Source organism: Pontibacter sp. 13R65, from assembly GCF_047525655.1.
Classification (GTDB): domain Bacteria; phylum Bacteroidota; class Bacteroidia; order Cytophagales; family Hymenobacteraceae; genus Pontibacter.
This window is the reverse complement of the sequence record NZ_JBLIQL010000013.1, coordinates 65,956-90,542: the sequence shown is the minus strand read 5'-3', so window position 1 is coordinate 90,542 and position 24,587 is coordinate 65,956. Positions and strand designations below refer to the sequence as shown.

At 46.2% G+C, this 24,587-nt stretch carries 17 protein-coding genes; 8 read left to right on the top strand and 9 right to left on the bottom strand.

Annotated elements, in window-relative coordinates; all coding sequences use genetic code 11:
* Positions 1 to 304: 304 nt before the first annotated feature.
* Both ACMA1I_RS15380 and ACMA1I_RS15375 read right to left on the bottom strand, forming a co-directional pair.
* On the bottom strand, positions 305 to 988 hold the full coding sequence (locus tag ACMA1I_RS15380) for a hypothetical protein (RefSeq protein ID WP_337069287.1): 684 nt from the start codon (positions 986 to 988) through the stop codon (positions 305 to 307).
* 265 nt (positions 989 to 1,253) lie between these two features.
* A complete protein-coding gene (locus tag ACMA1I_RS15375; RefSeq protein ID WP_337069286.1) occupies positions 1,254 to 2,417 on the bottom strand; it encodes an MFS transporter in 1,164 nt (387 codons plus the stop codon).
* Positions 2,418 to 2,900: 483 nt separating this feature from the next.
* Here ACMA1I_RS15375 and ACMA1I_RS15370 point away from each other — a divergent pair, with 483 nt between their 5' ends.
* On the top strand, positions 2,901 to 4,325 hold the full coding sequence (locus ACMA1I_RS15370) for an alpha/beta hydrolase family protein (protein ID WP_337069285.1): 1,425 nt from the start codon (positions 2,901 to 2,903) through the stop codon (positions 4,323 to 4,325).
* Positions 4,326 to 4,753: 428 nt separating this feature from the next.
* Here the strand turns inward: ACMA1I_RS15370 and yidD are convergent, their stop codons facing one another.
* Positions 4,754 to 4,975, bottom strand: a complete 222-nt coding sequence (yidD, locus tag ACMA1I_RS15365) for a membrane protein insertion efficiency factor YidD (protein WP_337069284.1) — start codon at positions 4,973 to 4,975, stop codon at positions 4,754 to 4,756.
* Positions 4,976 to 5,064: 89 nt separating this feature from the next.
* Between yidD and ACMA1I_RS15360 the strand changes: the two genes are divergently transcribed.
* From ACMA1I_RS15360 to ACMA1I_RS15350, 3 genes are all read left to right on the top strand, one after another.
* Positions 5,065 to 7,386, top strand: coding sequence for a S46 family peptidase (locus tag ACMA1I_RS15360; RefSeq protein WP_337069283.1), 2,322 nt, complete (start codon positions 5,065 to 5,067; stop codon positions 7,384 to 7,386).
* A gap of 378 nt (positions 7,387 to 7,764) precedes the next feature.
* Positions 7,765 to 8,508, top strand: a complete 744-nt coding sequence (locus ACMA1I_RS15355; RefSeq protein WP_337069282.1) for a hypothetical protein — start codon at positions 7,765 to 7,767, stop codon at positions 8,506 to 8,508.
* Between the two features lie 5 nt (positions 8,509 to 8,513).
* Positions 8,514 to 10,610: a hypothetical protein gene (locus ACMA1I_RS15350; protein ID WP_337069281.1), complete on the top strand. Its 2,097-nt coding sequence runs from the start codon at positions 8,514 to 8,516 to the stop codon at positions 10,608 to 10,610.
* A gap of 228 nt (positions 10,611 to 10,838) precedes the next feature.
* Here the strand turns inward: ACMA1I_RS15350 and ACMA1I_RS15345 are convergent, their stop codons facing one another.
* The gene (locus ACMA1I_RS15345; protein WP_337069280.1) at positions 10,839 to 12,755 is read right to left on the bottom strand and encodes a DUF3857 domain-containing protein; all 1,917 of its coding nucleotides are present in this window, start codon (positions 12,753 to 12,755) and stop codon (positions 10,839 to 10,841) included.
* Between the two features lie 91 nt (positions 12,756 to 12,846).
* On the bottom strand, positions 12,847 to 14,760 hold the full coding sequence (locus tag ACMA1I_RS15340; protein WP_337069278.1) for a DUF3857 domain-containing protein: 1,914 nt from the start codon (positions 14,758 to 14,760) through the stop codon (positions 12,847 to 12,849).
* 460 nt (positions 14,761 to 15,220) lie between these two features.
* Here ACMA1I_RS15340 and ACMA1I_RS15335 point away from each other — a divergent pair, with 460 nt between their 5' ends.
* On the top strand, positions 15,221 to 15,895 hold the full coding sequence (locus tag ACMA1I_RS15335) for a DUF6624 domain-containing protein (protein ID WP_337069277.1): 675 nt from the start codon (positions 15,221 to 15,223) through the stop codon (positions 15,893 to 15,895).
* 334 nt (positions 15,896 to 16,229) lie between these two features.
* Here ACMA1I_RS15335 and ACMA1I_RS15330 read toward each other — a convergent pair whose 3' ends face one another.
* The 4 genes from ACMA1I_RS15330 to ACMA1I_RS15315 all read right to left on the bottom strand — a co-directional run bounded on the left by ACMA1I_RS15330 (position 16,230) and on the right by ACMA1I_RS15315 (position 19,520).
* Complete coding sequence (locus ACMA1I_RS15330) at positions 16,230 to 16,598, bottom strand: hypothetical protein (RefSeq protein WP_337069275.1); 369 nt, start codon at positions 16,596 to 16,598, stop codon at positions 16,230 to 16,232.
* A 186-nt stretch (positions 16,599 to 16,784) separates the two neighbouring features.
* Positions 16,785 to 17,570 carry a TIGR03915 family putative DNA repair protein gene (locus ACMA1I_RS15325; RefSeq protein WP_337069274.1) on the bottom strand — a complete coding sequence of 262 codons (786 nt, stop codon included), beginning with the start codon at positions 17,568 to 17,570 and terminating at the stop codon, positions 16,785 to 16,787.
* 299 nt (positions 17,571 to 17,869) lie between these two features.
* Positions 17,870 to 17,998: a hypothetical protein gene (locus tag ACMA1I_RS15320; RefSeq protein ID WP_337069272.1), complete on the bottom strand. Its 129-nt coding sequence runs from the start codon at positions 17,996 to 17,998 to the stop codon at positions 17,870 to 17,872.
* A gap of 256 nt (positions 17,999 to 18,254) precedes the next feature.
* Positions 18,255 to 19,520: a putative DNA modification/repair radical SAM protein gene (locus ACMA1I_RS15315; protein WP_337069271.1), complete on the bottom strand. Its 1,266-nt coding sequence runs from the start codon at positions 19,518 to 19,520 to the stop codon at positions 18,255 to 18,257.
* Positions 19,521 to 20,423: 903 nt separating this feature from the next.
* Here ACMA1I_RS15315 and ACMA1I_RS15310 point away from each other — a divergent pair.
* The 3 genes from ACMA1I_RS15310 (at position 20,424) to ACMA1I_RS15300 (ending at position 24,388) form a co-directional block, all read left to right on the top strand.
* Positions 20,424 to 22,316, top strand: a complete 1,893-nt coding sequence (locus ACMA1I_RS15310) for a hypothetical protein (RefSeq protein ID WP_337069269.1) — start codon at positions 20,424 to 20,426, stop codon at positions 22,314 to 22,316.
* Positions 22,317 to 22,763: 447 nt separating this feature from the next.
* A complete protein-coding gene (locus tag ACMA1I_RS15305) occupies positions 22,764 to 23,600 on the top strand; it encodes a S1 RNA-binding domain-containing protein (RefSeq protein ID WP_337069267.1) in 837 nt (278 codons plus the stop codon).
* A gap of 98 nt (positions 23,601 to 23,698) precedes the next feature.
* Entirely contained in the window at positions 23,699 to 24,388 is a 690-nt protein-coding gene (locus tag ACMA1I_RS15300; RefSeq protein WP_337069265.1) for an oxidoreductase, read from the top strand.
* Positions 24,389 to 24,587: the final 199 nt, after the last annotated feature.

Below are 24,587 nucleotides of genomic sequence, written 5' to 3'. Positions count from 1 at the left end.
TGGAAAGATACAAAAAAGAGAACTCCTAATAAAGTTCTCTCTTAAATCGGTAGTTTCCTCTAAGTTAGTTCCCTGCCTTTTGCCGCTGCTGCCTATGTAAGTGGTTCCAGGCGCAGACACAAACTTTTGTAAAAGATTACGCCTCACAACTTAAGGGCTGTGAGGCGTATCGGCAATAGTCTGCAACTATTTTATATCGTGTTACGCTTCATCCTGAACGATCAAGCATAATAAAGACCTTAAAATCATAAATACTTTAGGATACATGGTAGTCTATATTTTAGAAGTTAAATGAATGATTACCTTAATCGCGACAGAACTCAATAACATCTATGGCGCCACCGCCTCTTTGTTGCTTTTCGTCTCCAAACACTACTCTCAACTTCGCTACTCCTTTCACGTCGCCGGTGTTTAGCCTTATCGCTCCATACGTATTCGTAATTGGCAGCTCAAAGGTTCTGAATATTTCGCCCTTTTTGTTAATAAGTTCGAGTTTTGAGCCAGCATCCTCTTTTCTGATGTCGAGCACATGCACGGCTTTCAGCGTAATGGAGCTCATGGCCGAAAAGTCGACCTCTAGTTTGCCACCGGTTCTGCTTTGCCCGGACTGGCTAGGTTGGCTGCTGCCGAGGGTGAGCACTTTGCCCATAGAGCGCATAGCCTGCGGGTTTGGTGTTGTAAAATCCGTAGACCTGGCGCTCGGGATGCTGGTATCGAACAGGCTGGCAACGTTTGCCTGTTCGTACTGCCCACCAGGCAAGCGGTGTTGTGCTGTAATAGCCACAGGGGTGCCTTCACTAATTATTTCGCTTAATAGCCCCTGCCCCGGTGTCTCCTCGTCAAACTCTATTACTTCGCAAGTAGAGGGATCAATACCAAAAAACATAGTATGGCTGGTGTGTATCGGCTCTGGCTGCCTCTTAGGCAAACCGCCCCCAAACAACAAAGCCCCAATAAGACCAAGAAGAACCTGATTATGAAATACCATTCGCTCCCTCCATTTAGTTAAAAACAAAACTACTGCTGCATGGTACCTGCCCCTCCTGTTCAGTTGGCTTTAGACCAAATCTGACTCGCAGCAGGAGCACCTAAACAACTTTGCCATTTACGAACCAAACGAGGAAGCAGATGTAGGTAAACTAAAAATTATTGCAAAATTTATAAGATTGCCAGGAGGCAAAGCAGACATAAAGCCAAAAAACGATTGTTTTGAAGCCGTAAACTGATGAAAAGGAAAAGAAGTAGGTTTTAAGTTATTTTGATTTTACGAAGAGCATCAGGTACAGAAAAGCCAACAGAGCAGTGGCGGATCCGGTAAAGAAAACAAAGGGGAAGTTTTCGGCCTGGTTGTTATAGATCCACCCGGAAGCCAAAGCACCAATCCCAATGCCGGCCTCTAAGGCAATATACATGGTGGCCATGGCTCTACCCCGGTGTGCCTCGTGGCTCAGGTCTATGGTCCAAGCGAAGATGGTAGGCGAATTCATGCCAGAGGCTACTCCAAAAATAGCCGCAGCTGTGAGCAGATCGAAAGTATTTTTAGCCAGCCCCAACCACACCAGCGCCAGCACCAACACAGCCGAGCTGATCTTCAGGATGGTGATACGACCATACTTGTCAGATATACGCCCTGCCAGAAACCTGACTGCCAGCGAGGAGAGGGTAAAACTAGTAAAAAATAGCCCTTTGTTCTTTATGCCAAGGTGCTGGCTAAAATCGGGTACAACAGTAAGAATAACTCCAAATGAGAAAATGGAAAAAAACATAACCAGCGAAGGGCTAAATACGCGGGGCTCAAAAATCTCTTTTCTGGATATTTGAAGTAGCCTGAGGTTAAACCGCTGTGGACCAACCAAGGTTTCGGGCATGCGTACCACTACGGCCACCGCCAGAAAAGCCATACCAGAAGAGGCATAAAACATAACATCTAATGAAAACTGGTTGGCAATGGCCCCACCCAAAGCCGGTCCTGCCGCCATACCCAGACTACCGGCTAACCCCAGTAAGCCAGTCGCCTCGCCTCGCCGGTGCATCGGAATAATATCGGCCACATAGGCAGCAATACCTGTTGGTGTAAAACCTGTGGAGAAACCATGAATAAACCGTAGCAGCAAAAAAGCAGCCACAGAACCCGTAAGCGGATACATAAAGCCACAAGCCAGGCACACTGCACCGCCCACCACCATTACCGGAACCCGACCTATCTCGTCAGCCAGTTTACCACTGAACGGCCTCGATAACCCGGCTGTGAGCGTAAATAACGAAATGATTAAGCCTTTGTATTCTGCCCCACCCAGGCTGGTAAGGTAGTCGGGTAATTCCGGGATGATCATGTTAAAGCTGGCAAAGAACAGGAAAGAGCTTAAACAAAGTAATCCAAATTGTAGATTGTAAATACGCGTAGTCTCTCCTGTCATGTCTGCTGTAAAGGCGCGAATTTAGGCAAAATTTTCGGGCATTGTTGCCAAGGCACTAAACCATCTCAAAAGCCTCCGGAAGGGCAAATTCATTAGAATAATTTGAATCGTGCAGTAGCTAATCTTAATATAATGTAATGCGGCAAGAGGCTTTAGAGAGAAAAACTTTGCCAGGTGCACTTATTTGAGCTCCATTGTCTGAGCGTTCAGCGAGTGGGGAAAGTGGCTCTTGATTTCTACATCCATATTTTTTATATTCTTTATATAGTAAGACAAAAGAACCGACCTGTGACCTTTTGTCTACTACCTAAGTAAGTCGGAATAGCTTGAAAATAGTTATCAATAACACTTAATTGATTTATAATATAACTTTTTCATGCAAAATCAAAAAACCCTTAGGGTAAATCGCTATTTTAGCTTTTCAACACAATTTCCAACACAGCTTGTAGAAAAATACATCCAACCATACCTAAATCTATAAAGATGAATCGCTTTTTATTGTCGCTACTGCTTTACATGCTGGGATTGTCTATGGGATTTGCCCAGCAAAAAGTTCAACCAGAACAGCTTACTGGAAGCTGGAGCGGAACAATACAAGCAGGAGAGCAGCAGATTCAGGTCATTTTCCATATAAACACTTCTCCCGAAGGTGGCGTTTCGGGCACATTTGATGTACCTGCACAAGGTGCAAAAGGCCTGCCGGTACAACAAGCAAAGCTGTTGCAAGACAGCCTGTTCCTCGACATGAAAAATCTGGGAATTGTATACAGCGGTAAAATAACCGGCCCCTCAACCATAACGGGGCAGTGGCAGCAGGCCGGCCAATCCTTCCCGCTTGTTTTAGGCAAGGGCGCTGACTCTGTAGTAACACCCAAACGCCCTCAGGAACCCCAGAAGCCTTACCCCTACCTGGAGCGTGAAGTAAGCGTTCAAAACAAGGAAGCAGGCATTACGCTGGCCGGCACCCTCACCTTACCGCAAGGTAAAGGTCCATTTCCGGCCGTGTTGTTACTAACCGGCTCTGGCCCTCAAGATCGCGACGAAACTATACTTGGTCACAAGCCTTTTTTGGTTATAGCTGATTACCTGACCCGGCAAGGCATAGCTGTGCTTCGTTTAGATGACCGGGGTGTTGGAAAATCGGGCGGCAACTTCGCCACCGCCACTACTCAAGACTTTACTTCCGATGCCAGGGCAGCTTACGCTTTCTTAAAAACCCATAAAGACATCAACTCCAAAAAAATTGGTTTGCTGGGCCACAGCGAAGGTGCTCTTATAGCAACTCAATTAGCTGCTACCGACAAGAGCGTGGCCTTTGTAGCCTTTTTGGCTGGCATTGGCGTATCAGGAACAGAATTGCTACTGGCACAGAATGAGGCTCTGTTTAAAGAGATTGGAGCGCCGCAGGAAACAATTCAAAAGTTTTTAAAAGTGCGCCGCGCACAGTTTAAAGCCGCAGCCTCCACCACCGATAGTATTGCTGTTGCCACTACCATAAAACAGCTGGAGGAGGATGCGAAAGCCAAATTTTCGGTACAGGAGCGGCAGAGACTAGGTCTTTCGCCAGAAAATACGCAGGCGCTTGTTACCCAGTTAACCACACCCTGGGTCCGGAACTTCCTCTCCTATCATCCTGCTCCCGACTTACAAAAACTAACAATGCCTGTTCTGGCCGTAACTGGTTCCAAAGACCTGCAGGCGGTGCCACATCAAAACCTGCCAGCCATAGAAAAAGCCCTAAAAATTGCCGGTAACAAAACCGTAACCATTAAGGAGCTACCAAACCTCAACCACCTCCTCCAAACAGCTACCACAGGTATGGTATCAGAATATGGCACCATAGAAGAAACCATTGCGCCAGTAGCTTTAGAAACAATTGGAAATTGGATGAGAATGGTAATAAAGTAAGTGCTAATTTCTTATTCTAACCTCCAGAAGGGCAAAATCATTAGAATAATTTCATAAAAAACAAGCTAAGCTTTAGACAATGTATTGCGACAGGAGGCTACAAGGCAAAGACAACTGCCAGGTGCACCTATTGACGATTTTTTGTCTGAGCGTTCAGCGAGTTCAAAATCATCTTGATTTTTTTGGTTCTTTTTGTATCAAGACAAAAAGAACAAGGAAGCCAGCAATGAAATAGCTCCAGCTTGATGAAAAGTCAGACAGAAGCAACGCGAGCTTAGACAAAAAAGCCAATAGCAAAAGCGAACGGATCTAGCTCACAAGATCCTTTCAGGATGACAAAAAGGAGAACGTTAATACTTTATGGAGTGACCCGAACAAAATACCTATATAAAGATTGTTAAGAATGGTATTTGCAGAACCTCCCCCCTTCACGGTACGGGATCATAGCCACTACCTCCCCAGGGGTGGCAACGGCCGATACGTTTCAGCCCCATCCAACCGCCTTTAAAAGGACCGTATTTTTTTATAGCCTGCACGGCATAAGCAGAACATGTGGGCGTGTAGCGGCAGCTGGCCGGCGTAATAGGCGAGATAACGTGCTGGTACACCCAGATTATTCCCAGTAAGAGCTTTTGTATGATCCAGGTCATGGTTTTGCGCGAATATGCCACATTGTTTCAACAGCATTTGCTACCTTTTTGTTAAATTTGCAGCAACTACATCAACAAAACAATAAATCATGTTCAAAAAAATCCTTTCACTCCTACTTCTAGCCTCGCTGACCCTACCTTTCGGGGCCAGGGCCGATGAGGGAATGTGGCTTCCGCTGCTCATAAAGCGCCTGAACCACACCGATATGCAAAAGCAAGGCCTGCAACTAACGGCCGAAGAAATTTATAGCGTAAACAACTCCAGCCTAAAAGATGCCATTGTGCAGTTCGGCGGTTTCTGTACGGGTGAGTTCATTTCTCCGGAAGGATTGCTTCTGACCAACCACCACTGTGGCTACAGCGCCATACAATCTCACTCCAGCACCGAAAACGACTACCTGACCGATGGTTTCTGGGCCAAGTCTAAAGAGCAGGAGCTCTCTAACCCAAGCTTGTTTGTTGATATTCTGGTCCGCATGGAAGACGTGACGGCCCAGGTGCTGGAAGGCATTAACAATAATACTCCGGAGCAGGAGCGTGCACAAAAGGTAGGACAGCGTGTGCAGGCCATTGCCAAAGAAGCAAGCAGCAACGGCCAGTATGTGAGCTATGTACGCGATTTTTTTAACGGAAACGAATATTACATGTTTGTGTACGAGCGCTTCACAGATGTGCGCCTGGTAGGTGCTCCCCCCTCTTCAGTAGGCAAATACGGCGGCGACACCGATAACTGGATGTGGCCACGCCACACAGGCGATTTCGCCATGTTCCGCGTGTACATGGCCCCCGATGGCAAACCAGCCGCTTACAACCAGAGCAACGTGCCTTACAAGCCTAAGCACTTCCTGCCGATCTCTATCAGCGGCAAAGAGCAGGGCGACTTTTCAATGGTATTCGGCTTCCCGGGTCGTACGCAACGTTTTATGACCTCGCACGGCCTGAAACTGGAATTGAACCAACTGAACAAATCTCGCATAAAACTGCGTGAGGAAAAACTGGCTCTGTGGAAAGCCGACATGGACAAAGACCCGGCCACCCGCATTAAATATGCCTCTAAATACGCTTCTACGGCCAACTACTATAAATACTCTATCGGTCAGAACGAAGGCATTAAGCGCATGAAAACTGTAGAAGGCAAAGTAGCAGACGAAGCTGCTTTCCAGAAATGGGCCAACGCCGATGCGCAGCGTAAAGCCTTGTATGGCGATGTGCTTAACCAAATTGGAAGCGCTTATGCGAATATAGAGAAGTATAACCTGGGTAGCATTTACCTGAACGAAGCTATTTTAGGCACGGAATCGCTGTTGCTGGCTTACCGCATGTCGGCCCTGCATGGCGCACTCAAAGCTAAAAACGATGCCAACGTAAAGCAGGCAGTAGAAGACCTTCGCCCTCGCGTAGATGCTCATTTTAAAGACTACAATGCAGCCAGCGACAAAAAAGTGTTTGCGGCCTTGCTTCAGTTCTACCACCAGGACATCCCGAAAGAGCAGCAACCTGATTCGTTTAAGAAACTGGTGCAGAAGCATAACGGTAACTTTCAGAAGCTGGCCGATGAAGTGTACAGCAAATCGTTTGTGGTATCGCAGCAGCAAACAGAGGCTTTCCTGAAAAACCCAACCCTGAAGCAGCTGGAGAACGATCCGGCATACCAGATCGTGAGCAGCATCATAGACAACTACCGCAGCAACATAGTACCGCAACTGGCCGAAAGCAATGCCAAGCTGGCGCAGGCAAACCGCCTCTACGTAGCTGCCCTCCGCGAGATGAACCCTGATAAGGTTTATTATCCGGATGCCAACTCTACCCTGCGCCTGAGCTATGGCGCCGTAAAAGACTACAGCCCGCAAGACGCAGTTCGTTACAACTACTACACCACCATGGAGGGCCTGATGGCAAAAGAAGACCCCAACAATGAAGAGTTTGTGGTGCCTGCTAAGCTCAAGCAACTCTACGAAGCTAAAGACTACGGTCGCTATGCCAACAAAGACGGCGAACTGGTTGTTAACTTTATTACCGACAACGATATAACAGGCGGTAACTCAGGTTCCCCGGTTATCAACGGCAACGGCGAACTCATCGGCCTGGCCTTCGATGGCAACTGGGAAGCCATGACAGGTGACCTGGTGTATGACCCGGAGTTCAAACGCTGCATTAACGCCGACATTCGGTACGTGCTGTTTATTGTAGATAAATATGCCGGTGCCACAAACCTGATCAACGAAATGAAGATCGTGGACAATGGCAACCCAGGTGCTAACACAGCAAGTGCAGCCGCACCAGAAGGTCTAGACGTACTTCTGAACGAGGCAGTAGAGGAGGCAAAGGTAAAACTATCTAGCGGTGAGTCTAAGGTAAAAGTGAAGAAAAAGGAAGGCAAGAAAAGTGTAACAGTTGATGTAAGAAATTAAGTATCTTGTTCTTCTTACAAAAAGAGGCTGCTCTTGGTGGGCAGCCTCTTTTTTATTACCAATACCCTTTGCTCGTTTAGGCATCAGACACCTCCGGAAGGCCTTTTTCATTAGAAGAATTTACTTCTTTGATCATTTAATTAATAGCAAACGGTCGTGAGTATAATCATGCAACCAACTATAAAACAACCACTTATAAATAAACTTCTTTTCTTAATACAATTTTCAGCCTAAAAAATGGTTTTTTTTTATTTTCTGTCCGTATAAAATGGTTTCTAAAACAGGACTTAATCACAAACGGATGGGATAAATATACTACAGCACATTGCATTCTTTCTTTGCCTATTACTCCCGCACCTGAGCTTTGCGCAAGCCGATGTGCCTGTCGGAGCAAGAGCCGCTGCCATGGGCAATGCCTCTGTTACATTTCCGGGGCTGTGGGCACTGCAAAATAATGTAGCCGGTATAGGAAAAGCGGAAAACCCTATGGCTGGTGTTTATACCGAAAACAGGTTCGGAATGAGTGCCTTTACAACGGTTTGCTTTCTGGGTATTTACCCAGTAACAGATGTGGGTACGTTTGGGTTGAGCATGAGCCGGTTTGGCGATGAACTTTTTAGCCGGCAATCGCTGGGCCTTGGCTTTGGGCACCAGATAGGGCAATTTAGCTTGGGGGCAAAAGCAGATCTATGGCAGGTGTCGGCGCATGGCCTTGGCAGCAAAAAAGCCTTTAGCTTTTCAGTGGGGGTGCAGGCGGAGGTAATACCAGACTTGTTTTTCGGTGCCTATGCCTACAACCTTACCCAGGCAAAAGTGGCTACGTTTCAGGATGAGCGCTTGCCAACCATTATGAAAGCAGGCCTTGCATACCGTCCGTATCAGAAACTGCTTTTGAGTGCCGAAACCGAAAAAGACATTAACTACCCTGCCGACCTGAAGGCAGGTATCGAGTATAAGCCGGTAGAAAAGTTTGCATTGCGCACCGGCTTCTCCGCCCAAACCAGCACAACCACCTTTGGCGCTGGTTTTCTGGCCCGCTTCCTGCAGGTCGATTACGCGCTGGGCACCACTACCCTGCTTGGCCTTAGCCACCACCTCTCCATTTCTTATACACATAACTGAGGCTTATGGTGCGGTGTTTTGTATGTTCCTTCCTGCTAATACTCCTGCATAAGCTACCGCTGCAGGCCCAGGACTTCCGGCGCCATACCTTCGACTTCGATTTGTTTGTGCAGGAGCTGTTTGCGCAGCAGGAAGATGAAAACGTGCCTTACGAGGACATGTACGAAACGCTGTTCCAATACTACCAGCACCCCATAGACCTCAACAACACTACTCCCGAAGAACTGGCGTCGCTTTACATTTTGTCGCGCCCTCAAATTAATGCCTTGTTCAGCCATATAGAGACCAATGGTAAACTCCTGAGCATTTATGAGCTGCAGTCTATAGCCGGCTTCGACCTGCTTACAATTTACCAGCTGGTGTATTTTGTGAGGGTGGAGGATGCGGGGCTCAATGCCGACCAGCGCCCGCTTTGGCAGCGCATCGTGGGCGAAGATAACAACGCGCTGATTATGCGTTACGACCGCACGCTGCAGCAACGCCGGGGCTACTCTCCCCTCGATAGCACCAGCCGCTCTACCTCCTGCTACCTCGGCTCTCCCGATAAGATCCTGATGCGCTACCGTGTAAGCCACACCCGCGACTACAGCCTTGGTTTTACAGCCGAAAAAGATGCCGGCGAGCAGATTATCTGGGACAGCAGCACCCGTCGGTATGGGTTCGATTTTTACTCAGCGCACCTGCAGCTCTACAACAAAGGCAAGTTTAAGACGATTGCCCTCGGCGATTACCAACTGCAGTTTGGGCAGGGGCTGCTGCTTTCGTCGGGGTACAGCGTAGGCAAAGGCAGCGAAACGATTACCACCGTTAGCAGGGCCAATGTGGGCATCAGGCCCTACAGTTCGGTACTGGAAAACAGTTTTTATAGAGGAGCGGCTGCCACGTATGCCTTATCGCGGAACCTGAACCTTACCTCCTTTTTCTCCAGCAAGCGCGTAGATGCCAACTTGCAAACTACGCAACTCGATACCCTGGAAGAGGTCACATTTTTTACCGGCATACAGGCTTCAGGCTTCCATCGCACACCAACAGAGCTTGCCAACCGCAAGCAGGTGCGGGAGCAGATGGTGGGCGGAAATCTCAGCTTCCAGAGCAGCGACAGAGCTTTCAGTGCCGGTTTAACTGCCCTCAGCACCACATTTAGTGTTCCTATTCAAAAATCGGGGGCCGCTTACCAGCGCTTTGAGTTTGGAGGAACACATAATTTTAACGTAGGTACCCACTACAGCTACGTATGGCAGAATGTGTACCTCTTTGGAGAGACTGCTGTATCGGGGAGTGGCGGAGTAGGCACTGTAAACGGATTGATTGCCAATTTATCGAACAAGGTCGAAGTAGCTATGTTGCACCGCCATTATACCCGCAACTTCCATAGCTTTTATGGCAATGCATTTGGGGAAGGCACCCGCAACATAAACGAAAGTGGTTTTTATACAGGCATTAAGCTTAAGCCCTTTCCGAAATGGGAACTGACAGCCTATTACGACCGCTTCCGGTTTCCATGGCTGCGCTACCGCGTAGATGCACCTTCGCATGGCGATGAATACCTGGTGCGCCTGCTTTTCCGGCCTAACCGGCAGTCTAGTTTATACGCACAGGTAAGGACGGAGCAGAAAGGCCTGAATATGGCGAACAACACCACCAGCATAGATTATGTGGCGCAGGCTGAGCGGCGAAATTACCTGCTTTATTACGACTTCTCTCCTACGCCGCGCGTGTCGCTGCGATCGCGGGTGCAGTTTAGCAGCTATGCGCAGGAGTCGCCACGCACTACAGGCTATATGATTGCACAGGATATCAATTTTAATCTTCGCTCCGTCCGCTTTAGCACCCGTTATGCCATTTTCGACACCGACAGCTACGATACCCGCCAATACGTTTTCGAGCGCGATGTACTCTACGCTTTTGCCATTCCGGCTTTCTTTGGGAGGGGCACCCGCATATATGCTCTAATGCAGCTTCGCCCTATGCGCCGCCTCGATTTTTGGATAAAATACGGCATCACCCACTACCGCAACCAAAGCACCATTGGCTCCGGTCTCGAAACTATAGAAGGTCCTATCCGGTCTGACGTGCGGGTTCAGACGCGTTTCAGATTTTAAAAAAGTAAAGGGGTTAGAAGTTAAAGCGATTTTGGATTGTTGCTCTAATTTCTGACCCTTCACCTCCCCTTCCAATTGAATTTTAGAAGGTCTTTCTAATTGTGTATTGAAATGAGCTGTACTAACCTGTCACTTAAAGCCATTGTTCGTTAGCAATACAAAAGCCTCTGGAAGGGCTAATTTATTAGAATAATTGGCTCTCCCAGAGGCTTTTGTTATTGAAGCGCGCTATGGCACATTTTTCACGAACACCACTTGCTGTTTATCTGCTTTCAGCACATTGTTCATGAACGTAATAAGAGATGGATACTTATCGGCCGGAAATCTTCCTTTTTCCATTTGCAGCTTCCGGATATAAAGCACATTATTTCCGTCTATTTTGGTTTGCGCCTGGTAAACGCCAAAGTCAGAATTAATTTCTATATCCTGTGGTTTCGATTCCAGGGCATAGCCAGGAGGCAGTTGATACTCCACCGTGTCTACGTCCAGAAAGGACATAGAACGTACCACTTCTGATTTCCGGTTTTCGACGGTGTTGGGTACGTGGTCCCACTTGGTCATTAAATTTGGAGTAAGGAATAACCGCTTGCCGCTTATGGTTACACATTTGGTCAGGCTCAGCTCCATTTTCTCAGTTACTTCCGGCACTTTGCTTTTTTTCAGGTCAAATACAAAGCTGTTGATCTCAAAAGCAGGCAGGTTTACCTGCTGGTATAACCATTTGCGCTGCTCCTCCGGCTTATAAGAGGATATAACGTTTTCACGTGACTCGTGCTGAATACCAGAATACAAGGTTGTAACTTTGGCGGCCCCATTGCCTTTTTCATCAAGCTTTACAAAAATGCTGCGCTTCTGCGCATTATCGGTGGCACTGTATTTTGGAGTTCTAACTAGCTTGCCACCCTCCGGCGTAATGAGCAGGGCATTTCGGTCTCCGGTAAAACTTCCGGCATACCCTACCGCATTAGTTTGGTCCGTACACTCTAGCCAGATGGTATCGTTAGCCATAGGTACACAAAGTACCACATGGTTAAACTGCGAGCTCGGAAAATCTTTTATTAGTTCCGGTCCATTGCTGCCTCCATATATCAGGGTATAATATGAGTCGATATCAACAGCTTTTAGCAAGGCTTTTGTATAATTAGAAAGACCTTTACAGTCGCCATATCCTTTTGCGTCGACATAGCTTGCTTCGAATGGCTGCCAGCCACCAATGCCCAGCGACACATTAAAGTAGCGGGTTTTCGATTGCAGGTATTCATATACCTTCTGCACCTTTTCTTCCGGACTTTGTGCCGTAGCAACCAATGCTTTTACCTGCTGCTTTGTAGCCTCTGGTAATACATCGCGGCCAGCGTTAAGTTTGTTAATCCATTGCCCCAGTGCCTCCCATGTCTCCATATTGCCAGCATAGCCTTGTACTTCAAAATCGGTGGGAGCTGTGCGCACCGAAGGCAGGAATTCTAAAGCCGATGGTCCGTAAGGCTCCGGATCTGATAAAGGTTTGAGGTTGCTTACGCGCCAGGTGTAGACATCGTGTGTGGCGGTAGTTTCTTTTGCCACAGTGCCTGTTAAATTTGTTTCGCGGTAGCGCAGTTTCATACCCTTAGGCATGCTTACCTGAAACAAAGCAGCCTCCACCATCAGCTTTGTCTGATCCTGCGGAACCCAGACGGGGTAAAACATCATGTTCGTGGTAGTGGTCTGGTACTCATATTCTACCGTGTAGGGGTAAACACGGTGCGAAAGATCTGCTATTTTCAGCCGGTCATCATCAAAAAAATTGGTTTCCGACATCGTCTTTACATCTTTTATGTCGCTTTTCTTCAGTGTGGCTACCTTTTTACCAAACATATCGTAAGTAGTGCCTTTTATATAATCTACTTTGGTGAGTTTATCGTAACGCACACGCAGCTTAGCCTCGTGCTGGCCTTTGCTGTTGAGAATTTTTATAGTCGCTTTTATGCGCTTGGTGCCGCTGCCAATAGAGTTTACCGTAAAATAGGTCTCTGAAGAACGCACTACTATATTGGCTTCTTTCTCCTTTTCCTCTGCCGCAGCAGCTGCACTAGCAGAGGCATTCGCGCCCTGAGGTGCGCCCAAAAGCACACCCAGGAGGCAAAGGATAAAACAAATTTTATTCATACTAGATGTTTTTTAAAAGCTATATCAGAAGGTAAAGGCCAGAAAAGAAAAAGTATGCTTGTCCGGTTGATCATTTACCGTTGAATTAAGGTTAATTTGAAGATTTCTTTAACACGATTTGCTCTGCGTGCTTCGCCACAATCTGGTTATAGAACTCCTTGAGGTAAGGATATTCATCGGCATAATACAGCGGCTTGTTTATGCTGATTTTGCTCATTACCTGAATTTCAGAATTTTTGCTTTCTACAATGTAAGTAAACTTACCACCATTGTCTGGCAAAGAAACAGCAATACTTTTAGGAGTCTCATCTACCTCATACCCAGCCGGAATGGCAATTTTGCACATAAAAGTTTCGTCCATAGGGTATCCGAAGTCTACCGGGTAGCTTCTTTCCTCCAGCTTGAATGGATTCTCTTTTTCCCCCTTGCTCATCATAGGGTTCAGGTATAGCACATCGTTAGCTTGGCCATTGCCCATGCCGGTTATTTCGTATACAATATTGAGCGCTTTATCGAGCTCCTTCAAGTTGGTAATCGTTGGCTTTCCAAATTTAATTTCACCAATTTCCTTATTTCGTTTCTCAGCAAATTTATCCTCGCCTTCGTCTTTGATGTCTCCTCTTAGAAACAGTGCGCTGTAGCCTGTGTTAGACTCGCTTAATTTTCCTTTGATTTCGCCCTTGGCATCTATGGCTAGTTCTCCCATGCAAAACGTAGTGTAGTTGCCGGTAGGCTTAATGGGCACCCAAGTGTGAGAACCTGATTTAATGACATAGCCATCGCCGTTAAGGCAGCGGTAAGGTAGCATTCCTACTGGCAGGAGCGGGTCAGTGGCATCTAACAGCATCTCCTTCTCCCCTATCTTTATCTGGGCAATTACATAGTTGAATTTGGAGAGCAAAGGAGAGCCCTTGTGTACACGGCCGTGGTTTCTGGTGCTCAATAATACAGGAGCAGCGTCTATATCTGCTTCCAGGAGCATGGCAATCAATAGCAGGTTTATATCTGCTGAGTTACCGGCTTTGCTATCGAAGGCTTTTCGGGTGGTACTGGTGGTGTAGAAACCATGCTTCCCGTTCCATTTCATGTTGTTTTTAACCAAATTGTAAATAGCTCCTACCTGTGCTTCAGGAGTTTTATTAGCTGCTTTAATGGTAGCTATTTCGCTCTTGAAGAAGCCGCTGCGCTTGAGTTGGGTTCCGAAACGCTCCTCCTCCATCAGTTTTTTGATTACCTCTTCCCAGTTACCGGTAGCTACCCTCGGAATCTGGCCCGGAAACTTAACTACTTGCAGTTCAAAGTCGAGCCTTGCCTGGTAATCTCGGAGCGTGGTAATATATCTCTCTTCCTGCAAAGCGGGCACATCTTTCATGACCCACACATAGGCCTCGTTTCGAACGTCTACATCAGCAGAGGCTGCTGCATCTTTTTTGTTTGTATAAAAGCTATGGTAGCCGTTCTGCAGAAACTTATAGTCGAAGTACTCCGGTATACGGGCGCGGTACTCACTCCAAATGGTTGGAATAGTAGTTTGAAACTCCCATGGGTTTAAAGTATAAACAAAGTCAGAGGTAACAGTATAAGAAAACTCTATTACAGAACCTTCTTTTACATTGGGCATGGTAAACTTCTTCTGCGAGTTGTTTTCATTAAACTTCTCATCGAATATGGCTTTAGACTCCAGCTTATCCTTTGTTATTTTGCCGTTCTCGAGGTTATAGGTAAAGCCTTTGATAGAGGTGATTATTTCTTTATCGCTGTTTCTGCGATAGTACGGGATCTCTACATTAGCCCATTCGTAGCCAGATTTTTTCAGGATCTTGATGCGGGTGTGGCGTTCAAAAACAAGTTTTAGTCCACCGTTCGTGTTAAAATACGAGTAACCGTAGTCCGACAGGATAACTGCAGCGGCACTTGTGTCCTTGTCGTAAGATTTCATGCGGAGTTCGGCTTCGCTTATTTTGCCGAACTTGGCAGCCTCTTCCTGCGCCATAGCAGCGGGCATACTATAAAAAAGGTACAAAAAAAATAGCAAGCACAGTTTAGTAAACTTATGAGCTTTCATAGGCAATTGGTAAAGAATGTTAAATAGATAAAGTTTAATATTTGTAAGTAGCTAAACTACAGTGTTTTATTAATAAACCTCCCGATCGAAAGCTCTGATATAAGATTATTCTATAAATTAATATATAAATTCTTAAATAATCTATGTAACACCCAATTTTTTTTCTACAATTATCCTATAAAAACTTTATTCCTTATGATTTAGCTGTTCCAGGTATTTCTGCTTAAGTTGTTGAGTAGTTAAATAGTAGCCTAGGTGACTAGTGACCAGTAAAATTGAAGAAGTAAAACCTAGGCGCTTTAGTAGATTAATTATATTTCTAAAATTAACCATACTGCAACAGAACAATTACTATGGGTAGAGAGATAGAACAAGATGTGTTATTAGCCAGCTGTTGAGCATGAAAAGACAAATTAAGTATGAAAAACATAATCTTAGCCATTCTTATTCTCTTGCCTTCCATTCATTTGGGCAAAGTCGGAAAATGAATGTAGAGTTGAAGAACCAACTGGATAGTATTAGTGTACTTGACCAGAAGTATAGGATCCTCCTTTTTGATTATCCAGAACATAGTCAGAAAGATTCCATTGCCAAAGCTTTTGGTATTTCACCCTCTGAACTGTGGGGCTACATTCAGAGCAACATGCTGAAGACAGATTCTTCTAATCTTCTCTTTATTGAAGAAGTGTTCAACAAATATGGCTATCCTGGTAAAAGTCTTGTAGGAGCGAAAACAAATGAAGTTGCCTGGAATGTGATACAGCATTCAGATAAGATTCCTCAATATATCTCTCTAATAAGGAAGGCAGGTAAGGAAAAGGAGTTACCTTTTACATTGGTTGCAAAAATGGAAGACCGCTATTTAATGAACCAAAAGAAAGAGCAGATTTATGGTACTCAAGCTTGCGGCGGTTGCTTAAGCAATGGAGTGAACAGTCCGGTTATTTGGCCTATAAAAGACCCCAAATTTGTAAATAAGCGAAGAAGAAAAGCAGGATTTGAGCAGACTATAGAAGAATACGCCAAGCAAATGGGTATTGAATATAAAGTAGTTACCTTATCTGAAATGAAATAATTTTATGTTCAACCACAGCTACAAGGCAGCTAGGCCGACTAATCCACTTCTTGTTGCCGAAGACAGTGGCTTACTGTTTATTTGCAGTAGCTGTTGCTGCTATAAGTGAAAGAAACCGGAGCAAAGCCTTAAAATATATCTGATTTGTAAAATAGCCACTGCATTGGATTAACCTATCTGCCTGAGCTGGTGCAGCAGAATCTCTAGTAACTTCGAAGAAATGCAAAAGGCCAGTCAACACATCACGAGGAGTGCCAACTGGCCAAGTTGTTTGCTTTTATAGTAACCTATGTAGTGGACACCAAGTCCGGCTTTGCAATGCCGGATGGAGATGCTACAGGTAAGAAGAGAAATTGGTGTTGTTTTGCCAGAAATTCCGGCAGGCATCGCGCTGTTGCTCAAGAAACTCGCGGTCTTTCTTTAGAGTTTTCCAGTCGCCAAGGCCCAGTCGCTCGCAGAGTCTGAAAAAACTGTCTCCTTGGTTGCGGTTTCCTCTCACTTGTACCAAGGCACTTAACAGAGGTCTTCCGGCAGCATACTCTTCCTCAGAAATTTCATCTATAACCTCATTTAGCTGGCACTTCTCGTAAGTATTTTCCAGATTAAGGCCAAGCTCAGCTTCGATCACTAAATTTTGAAAAGACATCAGGTGAGCTCTTCCACGGGCTACTTGTATGAGTTTCTTTCGTACGCGGTTATTCATAGTGCAAATTTTAAGGTTTTAGCAGAGGGCTCAAAAACAATCAAAACTGGGGTAGGTTGCCTGACTGCTATAAATTTTAAAAAACATATATAGCTTTATACGCATCTGCCTCGGCTATGGTTATAACTAACTATAGTTCCCAAACAGATGTTAGCTGCACTTGAGAGGCCTTGTGTAAGTTATTAATTATTCAGAAATAGGCCTGGGCTGCTTTTCAGAGAGGTATTTCCAGTACCGTTTGGGCACATGGCGCTGGTGCAGTTTCGGATTTTTCCGTTCCGGAATATTTACATGGTCAAAATATACCTGCCATAGTTGCTGATACATATCTTCTTTTGTATCGAAATCAGCTTTTTGCAGTACTCCCTGCTGCCGGCGAGGCATGCCTGTTTTTTCCAGATTTATAAAGGTAACAGCCTGAAGGTCGTAATAGGTTCCGTAGCGGCGCCTCAGGTCGTAGATACACCACTGCTGGTCTGCGTAACGGTTCTTGAAATGATTTATAATGAGCGGCAAAACATTATAGTCCGGCGAAATGGCGGCGTAAAATAATCCGTCCTGTGTTTTCTGAAAGCGCACAAAGGCTTCCATACGATGCTTTTCGCGGTGCACCTGCTTGCTTGCCTGCTGCACCTGTAACACGCAATCTGCCGTAAAATTGCCTTCTATGCTACTTTTATTGCTAAAAACCAGGCGAGCGTACTCAAAAAGCAGCATCTCAAAGCCAGGTTGCTCCCAAAGGTAAGTATGGTAGAGCGAACGTAAAGCACCGGCCGATAAGCGCTGTTGCAACCCCTGCCATACTCTGTTTGCCTTTGCCTCGTCTGTTGTTACAGCAATGGTCTGGCTTAGCAGTTGTGGCTGCGCCAGGTGCTCCTGCTCAATGCTATGGGGCCACACTTTGCGCTCGTAGGCATCGAACACAACCGTTAGCAGGCCTTCGAAGGAGCCATCGTAGGTATAGAGGTGCATGAAACAGATTAGAGAGATGAAAAATAGTTGCTAAAGTTGCCTGGCAGTGGTACATAATAACCTATGGACACCGGGAAACCAAAGAACCGGGCAAGTACAAGCCTTATGTTTGATAGTACTTAAATAGTTCCGGAAGGCTCTTTTTATTAGCAGAATTCAGTTTTGGTTTGCCGTTCCTGTAACTCAACATAAAATTACTGCCGGAGAGAACAGCCTGTATTGCTTCTTATTACAAAATCAGGCAAGGTGGCAGCACATATATTTCTTATTGTAAACCAGCACCTTACTAAAAGCAGTTACTAATTAGCCTTTGATTTTTGATGCTTTTGGTCTGACTGTAAACCAGAAGTGAGCCGCTGCAGGTGAGGAACCAACATGTTTAGTTTGCAGTAGCAGGTAATGCGGGCAACTTTTGTGTTATTTCTCATGATCGTATTATTTTGAGCGTTACAAATTTTAGTTTCGGAATTGTTAGAACCAGAAATCATTGTTTTTCAGCTTAAGCCATTCTCAAGGCTTACTGGGAACATATGTTGGTGATGTAAAAGCCGGAGAATGCATACTATTGCTGATTTTGTCGCTAACCTGTGTTATCACATGGCCTGTAGCAACTCCGCAACTCTTCTTTTTTAGTATTACCACCAACTCATATTCTGCATAAGCACTTAGTACATCGGGGCAACTCTAACTGGCCTGCTGAAACAAGTCGAGCTGCTGGGTCAGTAAAGCACTCCTGGTGGAGCCATCGCCGAAGAGTATTTTTCGGCGAATGGAGAAAGAGTCAAAATCCTGGCGTTGCAGACTTTTGGTCTGGCAAGTAACAAAGTATTTGGCCCGCTTAAGCACTACCCCCATTTTGCGCAGATGGTCGAAATGCAGCGGTGCAAATCGCCTGGCCGACACAATTTTCATTGCTGATTTTACTCCAATGCCCGGCACGCGCAATATCATCTCATAATCTGCGGTGTTTAGCTCCACCGGAAAGGCGTGCCTGTTGCGCAGTGCCCACGCCAGCTTTGGGTCTATGTCCAGGTCGAGGTTCGGATACTGCTCATCTACTATCTCCTTTACATCGAAGCCGTAGAAGCGCATAAGCCAGTCGGCCTGGTAAATGCGGTTTTCGCGAATAATAGGCGGCTCTGCCAATACCGGCATCCGTAAATCAGTGCTGATGGGCACGTAGCCGGAGTAATACACCCGCTTTAGGTTATAGCCTTTGTAAAGCTGGTCCGAAAGCTGCAGAATTTGCCTATCGTCTTCGGCAGAAGCGCCTACGATAAGCTGTGTACTCTGTCCGGCAGGAGCAAATGAGGGAGCCGACTTAAACAGCTTCTTTTCCTCTTTTGCCAGCACCAGTTGCTTGCTGATCGCACTCATCGGGTCTAATACCTCAGCATAGCTTTTCTCGGGGGCCAGCTGCTGCAGGCTCTCCTCCGAAGGCAGCTCTATGTTCACACTCAGCCTATCGGCATAGAGGCCGGCCTCTTTTATCAGCTCTTCGCTAGCTCCCGGTATGGTTTTCAGGTGGATATAACCGTTAAACTTTTCTTCCTGGCGTAGCTTTTTGGCTACCCGCACCAACCGCTCCATGGTGTAGTCGGCGTTTTTAAAAATACCGGAACTCAGAAAAAGCCCCTCAATGTAATTGCGACGGTAAAAGTTAATGGTCAGATCCACGACCTCCTGCACTGTAAAGGCTGCCCGCTGCACATCGTTACTTTTGCGGGTAACACAGTAGGCGCAATCGAAGATGCAGAAATTCGTAAGCAGAATTTTCAGCAACGATACACAACGCCCGTCTTCAGTATAGCTGTGGCAGATCCCCATTCCCTCTGCGTTTCCCAATCCTTTGTTTTCGTTTTTGCGTTTTCCTCCGCTCGAAGAACAGGAAACATCGTATTTAGCTGCATCTGCTAATATTTTTAGTTTATCTGCTATCTTGTTGTCCATCTATCTCTTATATCCGTCTTTCATAATTTAAAGATAGCAGAGCGACCCAAATAAAACTATTAAAATTAGCAAAAGTTATTCACAAGGTTTTCCACAATCAATTAAAACTAACATTATTAGCATTTAATTTTAGGTACTACAGGGCCTCCTATTACACCCTACTGCTGTAGCTATAAAGAGTAGTTTTCAGCTCCTGCCGCCTCAAAGGCAAATCATTTGCCTTTAGAAAACCATTACAATTATTCTAATGAAAGCGGGCTTCCGGAGCCGTTTTAGATGTGGATAACCCTAGGCTTCGGCCCGATCTTTTTTATAAGAAGCTCTATCTGAAAACTGCTGCACGCTTCCCCCCATTCCTCACTAAGCACCTGTTTGCAGTGAACCTCTGTGCCAGAATGGTAAACTTGTACATTGAAAAACCGTGCCATGATTAAGGCTAAAGCTAAATCTATACATCGATCCTTAATTATAGTGTTGTGAGCAGCTTATAGAAACAAAATCCATGACTATCTGTTTATCAACAGACTTTAACTGTGCTATTTTGAAAACGTATTTCCCATTTTGGCACTTTAGAATCTAACAAAGGTGACATTTTAACTAAGTTATATTCCACTAAAATATCTGACTAAAATATCTGATTTCCCTCTTGCAGCTCATGCCTCCAAACATGGTCTGTGTGGTGGGCAATTTGTAATTTCGTTGGGCGGTAAGTGCTTTGGGCAAGACCCGCTCACAAGCCTCCCAACTTATGAGCAGGTGCAGTTGCAGAATTTCTGAAATTTTAAATTATGCTTTCTTGTTATAAATTCAACCGTAAATACTGCCCGGCAGCATAACATTTATCGTTAAAGAAAACGTTATATTGGGAGGTTGCTACAAAGCCGAATACCCACAGATACTTACATGCTACTATTGCCTTTCTTTTTCACCCGCACCACATGCTTGTGTCTCCTCAGCATATTGCTGCTGGCTGGTGTGTGTCGTGCGCAGGAAGTGGAAAGCAAAAAAGATAGTCTGAAAGCAGCCCCAACCGACAGCCTAAGGCCAAAGTTTGATGAGCGTGTAATGAGCAACCTGCGCCAGATCTCGCAGCGCAAAACCATTATGGGCAAGCTCCTAAAGGCAGTACTGGTATTTGACCGGCGCGACGAAGAAGTGTATGGACTGGATGCCGAGCTAATAGAACGGGAGAACGAGCGACATAATTACAAGGTGGTCCGCCGCATCGATATCCGCACCCTCAACGCCTTTGGCTACTCTATTCACGACACGGCCCGGGTGCCGCAAACTTTTTTTGAGAAAGCAGGAAACTCATTGCATATGAAAACCCGGCACCGGCTCATCCGCAACAAGCTGCTCTTCCGGAGCAACGAGTACCTGGAGCCGCTGGCACTGGTGGAGTCGGAGCGTTTGCTCCGCCAAACCAGCTACCTGCTCGATGCGCGCATTGTTGTAAACGAGGCTACCTCCACCGAAGATAGCGTAGACGTGTTCATCGTAACAAAGGATGTGTTTAGCCTGGGCGGCTCCGGCTCTTATTCTCCCTCCTCAGGAGCTGGCAGAGTAGCGGTGCGCGAACTTAATTTCTTAGGACTCGGCCACCAACTGCGCTCCTCCTACCGGTTCAACATGGATCGTCCGCGCCCCTGGGAGGCTACCGGTGCTTACACAGTAGAGAACATCAGTAACTCCTATATCTCGGCCGACATTATATATGCCAACGAGAACTTTTACAAAGAGAGAAGCGCCTTTCTGCGACGCGATTTCTTTTCAATGAACACGAAATATGCAGGAGCTATTGGCACTAAGTGGGCCGATGAACAGGTACTGATGCCTCCGGTAGCTACAGATTCGCTTTTTTATCGGAAAAATGTAGTATATACCCAGCACGATGCCTGGTTGGGCCGCGCCTTTAAGTTCAAGACCTACAACCTGGGTTTTGAGCCGAGGGCGCGCACTATTCTGGCGATGCGATTTATTAAAACGAATTACACCACCACTCCCTCTCCCAGCTTTCAGAGCAACACGCTTGTTCTGGGTAGTATTGGTTACAGTGTGCGGCGGTACTTTAAAGACCGTTACCTGTTTGGTTTTGGTCGAACAGAAGACGTTCCGGCCGGAAGCCTGTTCTCGGTTACCTACGGTTATCAGAAAGGAGCCTTAAAAGATCGTTATTACTTCAGCACCGAAGGCTCCTTTGCCAAGTATCATCCCAGTTTTGGTTACTTTTTCGGAAAAGCAGCCTACGGCTCCTTTGTGTACAACAATCAGCTCGAGCAGGGTGTGCTGGATCTGGAAACCATGTACTTTACTAAACTTTCGGAGTGGGGTAACTGGAAACTACGCCATTATATAATTGGCAGAGGCACCTTCGGCGTAAACCGCTACCCCGAAGAGCTCCTCACCATTAACAATGAGAGTGGCCTGAGAGGCTTCCGCTCAGATTTTGTACGGGGAAGCAAGCGCATTGCTATCAACTATGAGGCGAACCTGTACACGCCTTTTTCATTGTTCGGGTTCAGGCTGGCTACTGTGGCCTTTGCAGATGCCGCCTGGCTCTCCACCGGCAACAAAAGCTCTCCACTTAAAACTAAGCCCTATACCGGCTTTGGCATCGGGTTCAGGTTCCGGAATGAGTACCTGTCTTTCAGCACCATTCAAATACTGTTCAACTATTATCCTAAAGGGCCTCCGCTGCAGAATTTTAACAACTTTAGAATGTACAACTCCACCCGCCCTTACTATGATTTTGCTGACTTCCGGTTCACGCAGCCTGGTGTTACAGAATTTCAGTAACGCATATTTTAGCTGGCAAGGCATGTGAGTCCTACGCCTCCACTTGTCATTGAATGATCCTGCGGCCATTTGACAGGATCATTTTAACTAGGCTGAACAAGATACCTGACGCAGGAGTTACTTTGGAGCAAGGTTGAAACAACCTGCGGAAGACCAGTAAATTCTTCTAATGAAAACAGCCTTCCGGAGGCTTAAAACACTCGCGGCATGCCTGGGCTATGAGTGCAACAAAACCAATAACAACATAAGCTTGCCTCCTCGGCTTCAACAATAGCAGATTTGGCTTTTACACCACCCCCTATTTCTTTAGCTTTGCAAGGAAGGCAACAGGTAGTACAGGCGGAGCTGCATCTTATTTTAGCTTCGGTTGTAAACAATATGCCTCCGGAAAAAGTAAAACAATAATGCAGCCTGACAGCCTCAGGTAACACACTTAACGGAACAACCATGGTAGATTTAGGCAATTATAATATTTTAGAGATAAGCAGAGCAGTAGATTTTGGCGTGTACCTTACCTCCGAAGATGGCGACATTCTGCTGCCCAACAAGTACATACCGGAAGGAGCTCAGATCGGCGATAAAATAAAAGTGTTTGTGTACCGCGATTCTGAAGACCGTGTGATCGCCACTAACTTGATACCCCATGCCACTGTGGGCGAATTTGCCTGCCTCACCGTAAAAGACAGCACCCCCTTCGGCGCGTTTCTGGACTGGGGCCTGGAAAAAGACCTGCTCGTGCCACTGCACAACCAGAAGGAGAAAATGGTGCCGGGCCGTAAATACTGCGTGTACCTGTACGTAGACGAAACCTCCGACCGGGTAGTGGCTACTGCCAAACTCGGAAAATACCTGCAAAACGACGACATTCAGCTGGAAGAGAACCAGGAAGTACGCCTGATGGTGATAGGATCCACAGACATTGGTTACAAAGTGCTTATCGACAACAAGTACATGGGCATTCTGTATAAAAACGAAGTTTTCCAGAAAATCGAAACCGGCGATAAACTTACAGGCTTTGTAAAAACGATTCGCCCTGATAACAAAATAGACGTGACTTTGCGCAGAAGCGGTGGCGGTTTTAACGAAGTAGGCGATGCTACAGAGCAGATTCTGGACCTGCTCCGGCAGCAAGACGGCTTACTTAATCTCTCTGATAAAAGCAGCCCCGAAGAAATTTATGAAATGCTGGGCATGAGCAAGAAAAATTTTAAAAGAGCTATTGGCAGTCTTTATAAAGCAGGAAAAATCGTACTGGCAGCCGACCATATCAAGCTAGTAGCTTAAATTCTCTGGTTTTCGCATATTTCCTGCTCAAAGTACAACATTTAAGTGCCTAAAGCGGTACATCGCGTAAGGTCTGCTTAAGAGCCTGCCTCAACATTATGCAAAAAACCAGAACTGCACTTATTGCCGGAGCCAGTGGCCTTGTAGGTGGCCACTGCCTGCAGCTGCTCCTCCACTCCGATCGCTACGATCAGGTTATTTCTATTGGCCGCCGCGATGTGCCCATTATACACCCCAAACTCGACCAGAAGGTAATTGACTTCGACCAGTTGCAGAAGTACAAAACCGACCTGGCTGCCGATGATGTGTACTGCTGCTTAGGCACCACCATTAAACAGGCTGGGTCTAAGGAGGCGTTTCAGAAAGTAGATCAGCATTATGTGGTGCAGTTGGCTGAGCTGGCCTTTGCCAAAGGAGCCTCTCAGTTTCTGGTGGTGTCTGCCATGGGTGCCGATGCCAAATCGATGTTCTTTTATAACCGCGTAAAAGGCAACATGGAGCAGGCAGTTACAAATATCGGGTACGAGTCGGTTCATATTTTTAGGCCCTCGCTCCTGCTTGGCGACCGAGAAGTGCAGCGCACCGGCGAAGAAATAGCCAGTAAGGTAATGCGCCCCTTAAGCAGCCTGCTTATTGGTCCGCTGGAAAAATACAAGCCTATTCAAGGCGAAACGGTGGCTAAAGCCATGTTGCACGTAGCCGCCTTTGATAAGAAAGGTACACACATTTACCCCTCCGATGATATAGAAGACCTGGGCAACACCACCTCTAAAGCTCCTGCGCCATAGCTCGAATAGCTTTGGAGGCAAATTATTTAAATAAAAACACCCTTCCAGAGGCTCTCGCACCAAAAAAGCACCAAGGGCTAGCAAATGGGCTCTGCTCACCTGCAGGCAATGCTGGTGGCGCTTGTTCACCAATTAGCTGGTTGGTATGTCTTTAGGTAGACCTGCCTTCATTTTTGGGTTTATGTGGTCTGCGCTGCAT

What these genes read in the sequence shown, in the direction of transcription:
- ACMA1I_RS15380 (WP_337069287.1), bottom strand. Translation starts at nt 988, where the DNA reads ATGGTATTTCATAATCAGGTTCTTCTTGGTCTTATTGGGGCTTTGTTG.
- ACMA1I_RS15375 (WP_337069286.1), bottom strand. Translation starts at nt 2,417, where the DNA reads ATGACAGGAGAGACTACGCGTATTTACAATCTACAATTTGGATTACTT.
- ACMA1I_RS15370 (WP_337069285.1), top strand. Translation starts at nt 2,901, where the DNA reads ATGAATCGCTTTTTATTGTCGCTACTGCTTTACATGCTGGGATTGTCT.
- yidD (WP_337069284.1), bottom strand. Translation starts at nt 4,975, where the DNA reads ATGACCTGGATCATACAAAAGCTCTTACTGGGAATAATCTGGGTGTAC.
- ACMA1I_RS15360 (WP_337069283.1), top strand. Translation starts at nt 5,065, where the DNA reads ATGTTCAAAAAAATCCTTTCACTCCTACTTCTAGCCTCGCTGACCCTA.
- ACMA1I_RS15350 (WP_337069281.1), top strand. Translation starts at nt 8,514, where the DNA reads ATGGTGCGGTGTTTTGTATGTTCCTTCCTGCTAATACTCCTGCATAAG.
- ACMA1I_RS15345 (WP_337069280.1), bottom strand. Translation starts at nt 12,755, where the DNA reads ATGAATAAAATTTGTTTTATCCTTTGCCTCCTGGGTGTGCTTTTGGGC.
- ACMA1I_RS15340 (WP_337069278.1), bottom strand. Translation starts at nt 14,760, where the DNA reads ATGCCCGCTGCTATGGCGCAGGAAGAGGCTGCCAAGTTCGGCAAAATA.
- ACMA1I_RS15335 (WP_337069277.1), top strand. Translation starts at nt 15,221, where the DNA reads ATGAAAAGACAAATTAAGTATGAAAAACATAATCTTAGCCATTCTTAT.
- ACMA1I_RS15330 (WP_337069275.1), bottom strand. Translation starts at nt 16,598, where the DNA reads ATGAATAACCGCGTACGAAAGAAACTCATACAAGTAGCCCGTGGAAGA.
- ACMA1I_RS15325 (WP_337069274.1), bottom strand. Translation starts at nt 17,570, where the DNA reads ATGCACCTCTATACCTACGATGGCTCCTTCGAAGGCCTGCTAACGGTT.
- ACMA1I_RS15320 (WP_337069272.1), bottom strand. Translation starts at nt 17,998, where the DNA reads ATGAGAAATAACACAAAAGTTGCCCGCATTACCTGCTACTGCAAACTA.
- ACMA1I_RS15315 (WP_337069271.1), bottom strand. Translation starts at nt 19,520, where the DNA reads ATGGACAACAAGATAGCAGATAAACTAAAAATATTAGCAGATGCAGCT.
- ACMA1I_RS15310 (WP_337069269.1), top strand. Translation starts at nt 20,424, where the DNA reads ATGCTACTATTGCCTTTCTTTTTCACCCGCACCACATGCTTGTGTCTC.
- ACMA1I_RS15305 (WP_337069267.1), top strand. Translation starts at nt 22,764, where the DNA reads ATGGTAGATTTAGGCAATTATAATATTTTAGAGATAAGCAGAGCAGTA.
- ACMA1I_RS15300 (WP_337069265.1), top strand. Translation starts at nt 23,699, where the DNA reads ATGCAAAAAACCAGAACTGCACTTATTGCCGGAGCCAGTGGCCTTGTA.